Annotated in this window: 14 protein-coding genes; all 14 read right to left on the bottom strand. The window is 37.0% G+C overall.

Translation table 11 applies throughout. From position 1 onward, the window contains the following. Positions 1–75 precede the first annotated feature (75 nt). Entirely contained in the window at positions 76–3,240 is a 3,165-nt protein-coding gene (locus tag Q0F04_RS09145) for a hypothetical protein (RefSeq protein ID WP_295752607.1), read from the bottom strand. A gap of 116 nt (positions 3,241–3,356) precedes the next feature. Further along, positions 3,357–4,601: a TPM domain-containing protein gene (locus tag Q0F04_RS09140; protein ID WP_295752605.1), complete on the bottom strand. Its 1,245-nt coding sequence runs from the start codon at positions 4,599–4,601 to the stop codon at positions 3,357–3,359. A 10-nt stretch (positions 4,602–4,611) separates the two neighbouring features. Then, positions 4,612–5,697, bottom strand: a complete 1,086-nt coding sequence (locus Q0F04_RS09135) for a hypothetical protein (RefSeq protein WP_295752603.1) — start codon at positions 5,695–5,697, stop codon at positions 4,612–4,614. A gap of 12 nt (positions 5,698–5,709) precedes the next feature. Next, positions 5,710–7,056 carry an SPFH domain-containing protein gene (locus Q0F04_RS09130; protein WP_295752602.1) on the bottom strand — a complete coding sequence of 449 codons (1,347 nt, stop codon included), beginning with the start codon at positions 7,054–7,056 and terminating at the stop codon, positions 5,710–5,712. A 3-nt stretch (positions 7,057–7,059) separates the two neighbouring features. Continuing rightward, positions 7,060–7,548: a hypothetical protein gene (locus tag Q0F04_RS09125; RefSeq protein WP_295752600.1), complete on the bottom strand. Its 489-nt coding sequence runs from the start codon at positions 7,546–7,548 to the stop codon at positions 7,060–7,062. 9 nt (positions 7,549–7,557) lie between these two features. Further along, entirely contained in the window at positions 7,558–8,172 is a 615-nt protein-coding gene (locus Q0F04_RS09120) for a hypothetical protein (RefSeq protein WP_295752598.1), read from the bottom strand. Between the two features lie 14 nt (positions 8,173–8,186). Next, complete coding sequence (locus Q0F04_RS09115; RefSeq protein ID WP_295752597.1) at positions 8,187–9,335, bottom strand: hypothetical protein; 1,149 nt, start codon at positions 9,333–9,335, stop codon at positions 8,187–8,189. A gap of 4 nt (positions 9,336–9,339) precedes the next feature. Next, complete coding sequence (locus Q0F04_RS09110; protein WP_295752595.1) at positions 9,340–10,014, bottom strand: hypothetical protein; 675 nt, start codon at positions 10,012–10,014, stop codon at positions 9,340–9,342. A 9-nt stretch (positions 10,015–10,023) separates the two neighbouring features. Then, positions 10,024–10,614 carry a hypothetical protein gene (locus Q0F04_RS09105; RefSeq protein WP_295752593.1) on the bottom strand — a complete coding sequence of 197 codons (591 nt, stop codon included), beginning with the start codon at positions 10,612–10,614 and terminating at the stop codon, positions 10,024–10,026. A 4-nt stretch (positions 10,615–10,618) separates the two neighbouring features. After that, positions 10,619–11,266 carry a hypothetical protein gene (locus Q0F04_RS09100; RefSeq protein WP_295752590.1) on the bottom strand — a complete coding sequence of 216 codons (648 nt, stop codon included), beginning with the start codon at positions 11,264–11,266 and terminating at the stop codon, positions 10,619–10,621. 2 nt (positions 11,267–11,268) lie between these two features. Further along, complete coding sequence (locus tag Q0F04_RS09095) at positions 11,269–11,913, bottom strand: hypothetical protein (RefSeq protein ID WP_295752589.1); 645 nt, start codon at positions 11,911–11,913, stop codon at positions 11,269–11,271. Further along, positions 11,906–13,219 (bottom strand): hypothetical protein, encoded by a 1,314-nt coding sequence (locus tag Q0F04_RS09090; protein WP_295752587.1) that lies wholly within the window; start codon positions 13,217–13,219, stop codon positions 11,906–11,908. Before Q0F04_RS09090 ends, Q0F04_RS09095 begins: the two co-directional genes overlap by 8 nt. Further along, positions 13,179–13,922 (bottom strand): hypothetical protein, encoded by a 744-nt coding sequence (locus tag Q0F04_RS09085; protein ID WP_295752586.1) that lies wholly within the window; start codon positions 13,920–13,922, stop codon positions 13,179–13,181. Before Q0F04_RS09085 ends, Q0F04_RS09090 begins: the two co-directional genes overlap by 41 nt. Before the next feature lie 4 nt (positions 13,923–13,926). Then, positions 13,927–14,562 (bottom strand): DUF4428 domain-containing protein, encoded by a 636-nt coding sequence (locus tag Q0F04_RS09080; RefSeq protein ID WP_295752584.1) that lies wholly within the window; start codon positions 14,560–14,562, stop codon positions 13,927–13,929. Between the last annotated feature and the right edge of the window lie 126 nt (positions 14,563–14,688).

The following is a 14,688-nucleotide window of genomic DNA, read 5'->3' as shown; positions in this document are numbered from 1 at the left end:
CCGTTTTGGGGTATATGCCGCCCCTTAAATTCTTGGAGAGCAAATTCACCTAACCCCATCCAAATTTATTGCGCCTTAATTTCTCTTTTTCTTAAATACAGTTAATACCAACACAAATCCACTCATCAACAATAAAGCCATCCATTGACCCATATTATATGAGTATGCCGTATTCAAAGACATCTTCTTATCCGACTTAACATCTTTCTTCTTATCTACCTTTGAAGTTGTTGACTTTTCTGTATTCGTACTAGGCTTAGTATCCTCTTTCCCTGGCTTTTCAGCATCTGTTCCAGGATTCTTACCCTCTTCTGGCTTTGCCGGATTTTCTGTATCCGTACCAGGCTTAGTATCTTCTTCTGTTCCAGGCTTTTCAACAACTTTATTCTTCACTTCAAATTCAGTTGTACATTCTCCATCCGTGTAAACCACTGTCAATGTATGTTTACCAACAGACAACGTTTCAAGATAATCCTTCTTCAATGTGACAAGAGTAGAACCAGTAACCGCTGTATACTTATCTACATCAATTAAAGTGCCATCCACCTTAACACCTGTAAATTTAGAGAATTCACCATCCGTTTTGAAGCCAAGATTCTTACCACTATTCTTGATCCACTCTCCATTTGCGCCATCAATAAAGTTATATGTTGGAAGAGTTCGCTTGTAACCGCAAATATTACATGTAGTATCTCGGCTCGTACTAAACTGATGATAACCTTGATATTTTATCGTATACGCTTTATTTGGACACAATGGATCTGTACACTCTTGCCAATGTCCAATATTATCATAACTCCACTTACCATAAGTATGCGTATGAACTGGAACTATTTTCTTATATAAAGCTTCAATTTCAGCATTGGAATCCAAGATTGTTACAGTTGTATTTATACTCTTATAATTGTCAAAAGTTACCTTACCTGAATTTGTTTTCCAACGATCAAATTCCATACCAGCAACAGGTGCATCCGCTTTAACACTTACAACTTCATTTTCTTCATACGTTCCAGAACCCGTACCATTCTTCACAATTAAATCAAATTTCAAAGTTGGTGCAGGAATAGAACTTTCCTTATATACAGCCCTAATGTTTGCGGCCATTGCCTTCGTTGTAACTTTTGTAACTGCACTATTAACATCTTCAATGACTACATCACCAGAAACAAGTTCCCACTTATCGAATTCTTTACCTAACTCCGGCGCATATGCCTTAATAATGACCTCACTATTTTCGCCATATTCTCCAGAACCAATTCCACCGTCAACCTTTAATGCGTATTTTGCAGGTCCCGGTGGCGTAATTGGGATTGCATCCTTATATACTGCTTTAATCTTTACATCAGCTTGTTTAATAATCACTTCGGTAGTATCTTCTAACCAATTTTGAATATACGGATTCCCCACTAATGCTTCCCATTTCCAGAATACTTTTCCTGCAGGTGGAGCATCCGCTTTGATTGCTACAACAGTACCCTGTGTAAAACTTCCAGAACCCGTACCATTGACAACATTAAGTTCAAATTTCTTATCCTTATAAACAGCTTCCACTGTAACTGGGCCATCCACATTTGTAATTGTTGTAGTTTCACTATTTACATCTTTAATTGTCGCCTTACCAGCCTTTATGACCCATTTATCAAATTCTTTATCATAAGAAGCAGACGTTTTGGCTACAAGCGTTGCGACATCACTCTTGGAAACAATTAAAGAATCACTACCATTCACAGTTCCATTACGAACAATAATCTTACTTGTTGTATCACCATAGTTAGGAACTATGACATGCGTATAAGGACTTGCATCATAATTTGTTTTCTTAACATACCAAACTACATACTCGCCCGGTTCTAGATCCGTGGTTTCTCCATCGTCACAATAATGAACATAATCACCTGTTATAAATGCTCTCTTATAACGCATTGCGGATGTTGTACCTTTAATCTTACCATCCTTAGCACTTGAACTCGAAGGAGCTACACCCTGTAAACCACCTGGCGTATCCTGCTGAGCCTCGCGAATTTCCCATTCAATCGTTTTTTCATCCGTCGAACCATCTTGCCATTCATAACCATCAAGTAAATTCACTTTCGCTGTATACGTTCCAGCATCCGTTTTCTTATAGTCACCACTAAGTGTATAGCCTTCACCTGCATCTACACCTACTTGTTCTTTCCCATTATAAGTATAGAAATTCATATATAAATATTTATATTTGGCCCAAGGCACAGATACTTGTTTAATGCTAGAATATACTCTAAATCTAAAATTCACTTTATGACCATTTCCACAATCATAATCATACGTAACAAAATCTTTCCCATTCTCAACAATCAACACACCCGAATTCACAGTCGCATTTTGCCAATTCGAAGTTTTACTCACATCAAAGCCAGCCGGAAGCTTTGATAAATCAAATCTTCTTCCCTTACCAACCGTTATTGGATATATATTATTTGCCATATATAGTGTCATAGATGGCGAATTATTACTCAAATCAATTGATGTTAAGTTATTCAATTCGCTCTGTAACTCCATTAACTTCACATTGTTTTTCACATTTAAAGTTTCAATCGGATTACGCCCAATATACAAAGTCTCTAACTCTGTATTCTGACTTACATCAATTGAAGTAATCTTATTATCATAAATATCAAGCTTCTTTAACAATGGATTATGACTCGTATTTAAAGAAGTTAATGCATTTTTACTACAAATCAATTTAACAAGCTTTGTATTTTTACTGACATCTAATGAAGTCAATTGATTATTTCCACAATCCAATTCTAAAAGTTCAGTAAAATACTCAATACCCTTTAAACTCGAAATCGTTTTTGATGGTGCAAAAATATATTTAACATTCGCAATCTCCTCATCATCCAACTTTTCATCTCCATTCGAATCAAATTTCGCTAAAACATAGCTTCTAAAGTTCGCATCCGGAAAGTTTGTTTCATCAATTGCCAAACCACTCGATACAGGTGCAGGCGCCGCTAACATCATTGGCGCAACCTCCACCTCTTCTTCTGGTTCAGATTCAACTTGTTCTATCACTTCTTCAGATTCATCCTCAACAACGGGTTCTTCTTCCTCTACAAGATCTAAATCCTTTTCTTCAACTATTTCTTGATCCATCACACCCTCATGAGCATCAAACTCATCTGCATAGATTGCCGTAACCGGAGTTAAAGTCAAAACCATACATAGACTAAGTCCAACACTCGTCCAACTCTTTTTCATATATTATCAACTCCTATTCTATTCACACAGCCTACCTTTTTATTCCAGATAGCTACAAGAAACATGTATTCATTTAAAATGGAAAATGCAGGGGTTTGATCCTGCATTTTGCGGCATTAGAAGCTACCGCCACCACCACCATACGTGTCGCCACTACTACTAGTATATGTGCTACTTCCTCCGCTCGAACTATCATCATCGTCAGATTTGATTCGATGACGAGTTATTGTATGATACAAGAAGTAGTCATGAGACTCTTTCATCTTCAACGTATTTTTCTTCATATAGTTATGTGCCTTGTCTTCAAACGCAACAGAATGAAGCTGTTCACGCTTTTTACTCACCACAAAGACTGCACAAATAAAACCTACTAAAAGAGAAATTGGTACACAATACCATGGAAGCCATTTAAAAGGCATATTTCCAACATCATAAGGGCTACCATTATGTGCCTTTTCTACAAACTTTTCGCAAAGACTACCAAACGTTGTAAAAGCCTTCATGTACTTCTCCTTCTTTAAAGAAGGACCTAGCTTTTCACTAATATAACTAATTCCAGCATCCGTAAAGGCTGTAATACCATAACCATGAGTGGCCATCCAGAACTTACGTGTTTCCATGTTGACAACTAAAAGAATTCCATCTTTATTTTTACCCTGACCATACTCAAGCGCTTCATACATCGTCATCGCATAATCAAGAAGTGCCTTACCACCCGTATCTTTTGTAGTCAATATCGCAATATCTAAACCTTGACGCTTACCAATTTGGGTTAAAGTATCATTTAACTCTTTTCTTTCATCCTCAGTTAATAAACGCGCATCATCATTCACAAATCTTAGTCCATCTTGTAATGAAGTAAGACCACTTAAAGCTTGCGCATACTCTTCGGAAAGATTTGGAGCTCTAGTAATATAGTCATCGCAAAGTCTTGCGTATGTTTCAAACGCATCCGCATATTTTCCACTACTTAAATAAGGCGCAAACTCACTACCAATCGTACTAATATCTTCTGACGAGATAGCTGTAGTACCTTTTCCATAAGTAGACATCCACCACTTGCGAACTTCCATATTGACAACCAATAAAGCACCATCATCGCCATAGCCACGCTCATCATATTTCGCTTTTGCGTAGTCTTCTATGGATTGATCACCCATATCATCCGCTGTAATTACGGCAACATCTACACCTTGTCTTTCACTGATCTCAGTTAAAGTATCATTTAATTCCTGCTGTTCACTTGCAGTCAATAAACCTGCATTATCCTCTACATATCTTAGATCTTCACTCGCAAAAACCGGGAAGCACATCATAAGTGCAAGTAGAAGAGATGAACATAAAATACTAAGTTTTTTCATAAACAACCCCCTACTTTCCCCAACTCATAATCAATATTGCGATATAAGCTAAAACACTTCCAAGAAGCGTAATCACTACATAGTACAAGTAAACTAGGCTCTTATTTTCTGGAAGATTCCCTACAAATTTACCCGTTTGACCATTCATCGCAAAACTGTAGTTTTCACCCTTCCACTTCGTATTTAAGATCCACACTGGATACAACGCATATTTTGCCGTACCATTCTGAATTTGAACTGCACTATCCTCACAAGTAACCGTGTCATACTTACCACAATTGGTCATAAACGCATCTTCCGTAGACTTCTTTACACGTGTATTAGCACGATCAATACTTGAATCGGCATCCACATCATATTTATCGGCTAAAAAACCTGCTAAATAAGCCGTCTGAAAATCTACCGCATCTTTTAAGTCATAAGGCTCAATAGACTCCATCATATCATCTGGCATCTTGCTTGAACCATCCACCGGAATGTTTTCAAATCTTACATGTCCTTTACGATATAAACGATAGTATTTGGTTTCCGTATAATCATATTCTGAATCCGACCACATACGAACCTTTGTCGCATTATAACGAACCTCACCATCGGCATCCGCATCAAACAACCAGAAAGGCACATATACACCTTTGATTTCTTCAATATGATTTTCGGATTTGAATTCTTTAGGCAATAAAGTCTTACCCTTATAGTGCTGTTTCAAACCTTCCTTAGCCGCCTTTTTATCCAACTTAAACGGAATTACTAAATCCGGCTTTAAGACACCACCCAATTTTTCCTTTACGACAATCGGACTTCCACAAAACGGACAAGATGCAGCCGCCATATTTTCATCCGCAACAATTTCACCACCACACGAATTACAAACATATGTCAATAATCCATCGGTTTCATTTTCAGCCCACTCTTGACCTGGCTTCACATCCCACTCAAATTGATCTTCTTCCTCAATCTTTACAGAATCATATTGCTGAAGTGTTTCCAGAGAAAATTCTGTATCACAATAAGGACACTTCATCTTTTGAAGTTTTGTATCAAATGAAATGGCACCATTACAACAAGGGCATTTAAACTCTTGTAAAGTACTCATAATTAAAACCCTCTACTTTTCTATGTCATTATCATCAAATGGGTCACCACACTCCGGACAGAATTTAGGTGGATGATGCGGATCCTCCGGCTGCCAACCACACTTATCACAACGATACAACGGTTCATGAGCCGGCTTTTTTGCACCACACTCTGTACAGAATTTACCCTTATTTATAGTTCCACAAGTCGGACAAGCCCAACCTTCAACACTTGGTTTAGGCGTTCCACACTCCGGACAGAACTTACCACTTGCGACATGTCCACAAGTTGGACAAGTCCAGCCATCTGCCTTTGCCTCAGGCGTAGGTGCAGGAGTCGGTGTTGGAGTTGGAGTTGGAGCTGGTTGAGCAGCAGCACCCGCCGCATATAAGTTTTGCGCATTAATACCACCCTGATTCATGGCCATACCCATACCCATAAATCCAGTCATTGCACCAGACGCATTATTGGCAGCATCCTTCATAGCCGTAGCCTGGGCACCAACCAAACGACTAGCCGCAACCGTTTGATTCATCGTCATCGCATTTTCTTCCCACTCTGTGATCTTCTTTTCTTGATCTTCAGGAATACTCAAAGAGTTAATATTGAAAGAGACAACTTCCAAACCACGCTTAGCACGCCAAATATCACTCAACTCATCATTTAAAGCTGCCGCAACATCCATTGTGTGAGCCGGAATCTCATAATACATCACACGATCTGCACTTAATTTTGCCAAGGCAGGCTGTAAAGCCGTCATCAATTCACCCTTAAGTTTGGCCTCAATAGTTTCAGACTCAAAATCCTCTGCCACATTTCCACAAACATTTGTATAGAATAAGATTGGATCGGCCACACGATATGTAAAGTTACCGTTACAACGCAATTTTACAGACAACTTGAAACCCAACTCTTCATTCACAACCACTCTAAATGGAATTGGAGTTGCCGTTCCATATAGAACTTCACCCATTTCCTTTGTGTTCACATAATACACTCTTTGATCCTTGGCAGTATCTCCACCAAAAGTGAAACGCTTAGCCATAGTAGAGAAAGAATCCTTAATACTCTGACCTAAACTTCCCGCAAAGATAGAAGGTTCACTTGAAGAATCATACACAAATTCTCCTGGCGTTGCACAAAGCTCAACAACACGACCCTGATCCACGATCAACATACATTGACCATCCGCAACCGCAATCACACTACCATTTGAAATGATATTGTCATTTCCTTTATTACTCGACTTTTTACCCGTCCTTTTAGAACCCTTACGAACCAATACATCCTGCTCTAATGCATCACAATAAAAGTACTCCTTCCATTGATCGCCAAAAACAGAACCAACAGCTCCAGCACCAGCACGAATTAATCCCATATACTACACCTCTTCCCATGTATCCATTGATTGGATTCTTAATTCATTTACTATTTTTTGTACCAAACCATCAAAGACATCCACATTGCTTGAAATCTCAATTCTTAGTACACCACTATTCATACTTGGCATATCCACCAAATATGTTCTTTTTATTATATTTAGCTCTTCTAATTCCTCAGCCACACTCGCCTTATAAGAAAGTATGTCTAAGACATCATAATCTAGTCCTTCAAATTCAACACGAACCACTTCATCATAAGACATCGCATTATTTGGAATGTAAGGAATGGTATCCACAAACACTAAAATATCCGTATTCTTACCAAGAATGCGATACATCATTCCAGACGCAACCACTTTACTTTTATACGAAACTCGCTCGTCTTCTACAAGAAAATAAGCATCGATATTCGAAAGAGTGAATGTACAAGCCAATCCCTGCACATTCATCTCTTTTCTTTTGGCATATCCATCATTTGGATTCGACATAAAGCAGAATTATTCAACATCTAAAAGCTCAACAACTTTGAACTCTTTAATAATCGCTTCTGCAAGTTCATCGGAAATATCTTTATCATCATATTCACAGACTTCAATACAAACGATTCCATTTGGAAGATCTGGATGTTCAATATAGTATTCTTTCTTTAAATTATCCTCATCCGATAAATCTGCAACTAAAGCTCTATAACCACCGACTTTTGTCTCTGTATATTCAGCTTCCCCATTCAAATCTTTTGTCGCAAGCTCTTCAATAGTATATCCATCACTCCATTCTGCGAATGCATCATCTCCTACATATACTAAAAGAGCCGGAAGATAATCATCACGAACTTCATATTTTATGCTTCCAAGTGATAATTCCGTATTGTAAACAGGCTTTTCTAAACCCTTCACCAAATAGAAAGAATCCAAGTTTGGCAATTTAAAATTACAAGCTAGACCCTCCGATTCATACTCTTTTCGATCCGCAAACTTCTGCTCTTCTTTCTTCTCTACCGTTTTTGTACCATCCGTCTTTGTAGTTGTACCACCATCACTTGCACCACACGCAACTAGACTCAAGCCCATACCAAGCACAAACAGACTTGTTAATAACTTATTGTTTTTCATATTATGTTCTCCTATTATTTAATTTCTACCTTCAATTGCTGCAAAGCCGCCAATAATATATCTTCTAATCCTGTCGTATCATCTGAATCATCACGAAGTTTTACAGAACATGACAATATTACATTTTTATCACCCACTGGATAATTTAACTTATACCTATATGTTGTATCATTGGCACTATTCCAATAATTCGTGTAACTCTTCGAACGATACCCAGAATATTCACCCAATGTATACTCTGTGAATGGCTCTTCTCCTTCACTTAAATGCTCATTATGGAAGACGATAGCCTCTTCAAGCGTATCACTTGAATCTGTACATATGTTAACGTAGATTGAACGATCTGGATCTTTTCGACTTAATGTATAACCAATGTTTCCCTTATCTTGTTTACCATTGATCGTGTCATACTTTTCACTAGGCGTATAGAACGAAGTCAAATCCCTTGGTAAAGTTAATTTTGCACGAGACGATTCACCAACGATTTCCTTGCTGTTTTCATCCTTCTTCTCTTCTTTAACTTCCTTCTTGACTTCCTCTTTCTTTTCTTCCTTTACCTTTTCGAGCTTCATATTCTTAATGATAGCCTTCGCAAAAGGTTCTAAATCCGAAGTATCCTTTTCTTTATCATTCTTCTGGTTGATTTCAATAGAAACGACTTTATTGATATCCTCGATAGGATAATCCACATAATAGTGAAGTCTAGTATTTTCAACCGTACCCAGATTGATGGTATGACTATACGCATCAAAGCCCTCAAACGTACAAGGCTTATACTTTTTATCCTCGTCATTTTCGCCATACATTGAATTCTGTAGATCCGCACTCGATTCAGCCGAGCTAGACGACAACAATTTAATTTCAGCATTCAACTCGTATTTGTTCTCTTCATTTAAACACGTATAGATAATGGAACCATTGTCCTTTACCATACTCTCCATTTTACCTACACCCTCTCTAGATGAAGTAAAATAAGGAGATAGATCTTCAGGAACACTCAATTTAGCCGTTCGATCCTGCGTATCTATTCGTTTCTCTTCTTTTTTCTTTTCGGTTACCTTAGCCTCTTCTTTTTTAGTCTCTGGCTTTTCACTTGAACAAGCCACTAAACTAAGTCCCATACCCAAAACTAAGAAGCCAGTTAATAACTTATTCCGATTCATAGTATTATTCTCCTATTAATTCAATCTTTAAATTATGCACCACATCCAGCAACAATGGCTCTAACAAGGAAGTATCGTCATCATATCGTAATTCTTCACGAATGGTTAATACGACATTTTGACCATCCACTAGATAATCAAGCACATAATGATATTCAATCGATTTATCACTTGTCACCACATACTTATATCCAGAATATTCCCCCACAGTACATGGCTCATACATTTTTGTTTCATCCTTACAAACCTTGTTGTGAGAAATACTGGCAGCCTCTGCTGAATCCCAGCCATCCGTTCCAATTGAGAAATGAATGGTAAACGTACGATCTTTCGCATACAATGAATAACCAAGAACATTCGACTCTTCCATATAGCTATATCGAGAAATTTCTCTAGCTGGTGTATGGAAAGAAGTTAAATCCTTAGGTAAAGTAACTCTCACCTTTTTATTCGCATAACTAATAATCGTACTATCCTTTTCTTTTTCTTCCTCAGCTGCCTTAGCCTTTTCTTCTTCCTTCTTCTCTTCTTTTACTTTTTCTTCTTTTTCTTCGATTGCCTTAGTCTCTTCTATTTTCTTTTCTTCTGCCTTTTCTTCTGGCTCATTTGATGAACAAGCCACTAAACTAAGCCCTAACCCCAAGACTAAGAAACCAGTTAATAACTTATTCTTTTTCACTCTGATCACCTACTCTTCCATACAAATTTCCACAACGATATGATCCAAAATCGCTCGTGTTACCACATCCAAATCATTGACTCCTTCTTGTTCTACATAGATTTGTAAAACAACATTATCTTCACCAACTGGATAATCGATCAACATCTTAGAATAGGTTTTATCAGACGAATCATATACCGTCGTTTTCTTATACCCCGAATATTTACCAATCGTAAATGCCTTATATTGATCTGCTTCATCTTCAAAACCCGCATTCAAGACATCCGCCGTTTCCTTGGCTGCTTTACGATAATCGCAATCAATTGAAATTCGCGTGATATACGTACGATCATCCGAATGTAAATCATATTTAAGGATACGATCACCCTCTAGCTTGCCCGATATATCTAAGCCTTCTTGTTTTGGTGTATAAACCGACAATAAATCTGGCATCGTCATCTTTATGAAATACCCATTCATTTGTGCGACTCCAGTCATTTCACCAATCTCTACCTTTTCTTCTTTTTTAACTTGTGAAACTTCTGGCTTTTCAGCACAAGAAACCAGGCTTAACCCTATACCTAGCGCAAGCAAGATCTTAGCTAGCTTACGATTCATAGGCTTACTCACATTTCTTCTTTTCAACTTTTACGTTATCCAAAATTGCAGTAATAATAGCCTCTGTATCCGAATCATCCGCTTCGGATTTTAGCTTTTCAACTACAACCTTAATCGTTCCTTTAAAACCATCTCGATCCAAATTGAAATACATATTGTACGTTACATAATCATCATAAGAATAATCCGAAATCTTATTTACACCTGTATAGTCACCCACTTGATAAGGCTTATAAAGTTTACTCTCATCTTCTTCACCTTTATTGAAGGTTTCAGCCACTTCATCCGCTGTCGCATCTGCATTTGCTTCAATAGCTGCAATCTTTTTCGTATCTGCCTCTTCATTTTCAAAGCTATAACGAATAAAGGAATCATCCACGATCTCGCCAGTAACCTTTACACCATCAGCTGGCGTATAAATCGTTGTGAAATCTTCAGGCATTGTGATGTTGATCTCATACTTCTTGTTGTAGTTTTTACTCACCACAAAATCGGTTGTTTTCTCTTCTTTCTTTTCCTCTTTCTTTTCTTCCTTTTTAGCTTCGACAACCTTTGTATCTTCCTTTTTAGGCTCTGGATCATTCGATGCACACGCAGCTAAACTCAAGCCCATACCTACAACTAATAAGCTCTTCACAAAGTTTGTGTTCATGACTACTTAACCTCAACTTTCATATTGCCCAAAATAGCTTTCATCGCAACTTCCATATCTGCTGTATCCGTATCATTGAATTGTTCTACAGTTACAGACATCACTACATTTTCAAAATCCAACAACAAGTCATCTTTACATTTGAAACTAGGATTTTCACTTGTAGTCACTTTTCTAAAGCCACTGAAATCACCCACCGTGCTAGGCTTATATTGTTTCGACTCATCATCCTTAAATCCTTCATTAATACGATTCGCATAGGCTTCTGCACTATCAGCACTGATTGGCTTTACATAAATAGCCATTTTAAAATCACCAAATTCATCTTCAAGCGTATATGTGATTTGTTGCTCACTCACTTCTGTTTTTACTTCTAAACCATCTCTACTCGGTGTATAGAATGAAGTAAGCTCTGGAATTGTGACTGTATAAGTCTTACTAGAAATTTCTCTTACTAATACGGCATCCGTAGTTTCTTCCTTCTTTTCTTCTTTCTTTTCTTCTTTCTTTTCTTCCTTCTTCTCTTCTTTTTTCTCTTCCTTCTTTTCTACAACCTTTGTATCTTCCGGTTTTTCACTTGAACAAGCTGTTAATCCAAAAAACATACTTAGTGCTAATGCACTCGCAAACAATTTTTTATTATTCATACTGATACTCCAATTCTAATTTTTCATGATCAAACAAATTTTTGATCTCTAATTTTTCATATAACGGCATTACTTTACAATACGATAAGACTTGTTGATTATAGTCATCATATCCATACACAAATCCATCTTCTTCCATACCCACACTAAACAATAGGCCAGAATGCGAATTCTCTAATTCCTGCATTGTATACAAACCATTCTCATCAATTTGAAGTGTTACACTCTCATTTCTATATGTACCCTCAATACTTTTAAATGGTTGATTACGCAATGCTTCAAATAAATCAATCAACTGATCATTTTCCGTCAGTGCCTGCCCACTACGAAGGCTTTTTACTTTATCTAACCCATATAATGGTCCTTGACTACAAACACGCTCAATCGGCAAGCCATCCTCAATCGCAATGACTTCCACCAAACCATTAGTCGTTAACGCAAAACCATAAGTGACACCAGGACCTATTTCATATACATGAACTTGTTTATACTCATTAAAACAACCATGCACCTTATACGTTTTATCCGTTCCACTATAGTAAAGCGATATCTTATTATTCTTTAACGTCAGAGTCATCTGATCAAATGTGGAAGAATCTTCTATCTTATAAGACTTCTTACGATTTGGCCGATACAAAACCATCTTTGTTCCAGAACCATAATTTGTGGCAATAGGAATCAATACATTCAATTTTCCTTTGTGGTAAAACACATCCAGATTTGAAGGCAACAAACCAATTGTTTGAGCTCTTAATTCCTTTACATTGTCATAATATTCATTGGCATATTCCTGATCAAAAGCCTGTGCAGCCCATACCTTCATATCTTTACGACTAATTTTATATTTCTTGTACAACTTTTTATTCGAAACACGCTTCTTCGTTTTAGAATCAAAATGATATACATTATAGCTAGGATAATCCGCCTCTACTTCTTCCTTGATGACTATACTCAATAGATTTGAATGTGTATACACATCATAACTAACCTTTGTGTACGGCAACGTATACCCTAGTTCTTTTGCCTCATCTAAAGAATCTATCAAACCCTTATATTCACTTTTAATGGTCTGATTCAATTTCTTTGCGCTCTTTGAACCACAATGAATATAAGGTAAGGAAATGTCGTACTTTCCAACATTTCCCCATGCATCCTTATATTCTTCATGAATATTGTAGAGATCTGAAACATATACCTCTTCATGAGGTTGTGATTTACAACCCGTAAACATTAGATTCAAACTCAGAAACAAGATTGAACAAAGCTTAGTCCAGATCATAGTTCGCAAGAGCTTGATCGGCTGCATCCTTAAATTGTGTACGATCTCCAATAATCGTTGCCCCAAACGCATCCACAGTTTCTTTTGCCTTTTCCTCTAAGTTTTCACCATTCTTTTTAGCTTTCGCCAAATCCCACATACTCTTTGTTGCCTTAAATTGAGTTACTGACTTTTTAATTCCACTTCTAAATGAATCATCTAAGCCAAATAATTTATTTAGATAATCCACACATTGATGACATCTTGTTTCATCATCAAATGGAATATAGACATCATTTAAACCTTTTGTATGTACAAAACCTAAGTGAACACACTTTTTATCTTTATCCGAACCACTCGTTCTAGCTGGCATATTTTCAGTTTTGTAAAGCTGAAGATTTTCTAAACGGTATACACACGCATATACTTTTGTATTAAACAATCCTCCACGAGCTTCAGTAACCGCAACCAAGCCTAGACTTGGCGCAATATAAATAGGACCAAAAGACTGCATCTTTTGATTTTTATCACGTGTTTTTTTCAAAGGTTCCATTAAATCTTGCCAAATCTGTGTACCCACTTCAGTTTGATGAATATGATCCTTGACATTATCTAAATCTGAATGAACATAATCATAATATTTTAATCCTTTTGCACGACAACCCTTTGTACAAATATAATTTCCATCCATTAATTTTTGTGATTGTAAAACATTAATTGTTGCACCACAAATTGCACATGTATTCGCCATAGTATTATTCCTCCTTTATGTGCGCTTCAAATACTTGTCTTAGTGACTCAGCACTTTCAAGCATCTTTTGGTAATTTTCATTTGTTTGTTCATTTCTTTCCTTATCCGCCATTTCAGAAATGATCTTTACATCATTCTGTGTCATTCGAATTGAAATATCGTGAATGAACGGATGATTCATTGAAATATTGAATTTAGCCTGATACAAAAACTCATATCGAGCTGGTTTGTAAGAACAAGTCCTACCCTTCTTATTCGTGAAATGAAGTTCACGCTTACTTTGTTCTACATGGAACGAAAAATCTTTCACATCTTTAAAATCAAACACATCCGGATTTTCTTCCATCAACTTTGGCTGTTTTGACAAGACAAACCAGTTATGTTTTTCATCAATCAAAACCTTTGGATATTCACCATACGTTGCGGATGCCACAAATTCTTTGAGACGAGACTTGTTCTCTTCCCGGTACACCAGATGCGCTTTGATTTTTTCAATCGGTGTGTTTTTATAATCTGTAAAAAGCGGTGACATTTTTTTCTTACACTCGCTACAAATACTTCCATCCAAACACTTCAATCCTTCGGCTAGTGAAAGCTTCTTTTTACAGACATCACATTCCTTTCTAGAAAATAACCCCATTCCTTTTCCTCCTTTCCTCATTTGATTGACTTGTCATTCTGTGCTATATTACATTAGAAAATTAAAACACCAATGTTGATAAAAAAAACCAATCGAAATACAACATTGGCGTTTTAATTTAATTGA

Origin of the sequence: uncultured Holdemanella sp., assembly GCF_934772795.1 — a bacterium.
Taxonomy (GTDB): domain Bacteria; phylum Bacillota_I; class Bacilli_A; order Erysipelotrichales; family Erysipelotrichaceae; genus Holdemanella.
Note: the sequence above shows the minus strand (reverse complement) of the source record. Positions and strands in the feature narration are given on the sequence as shown.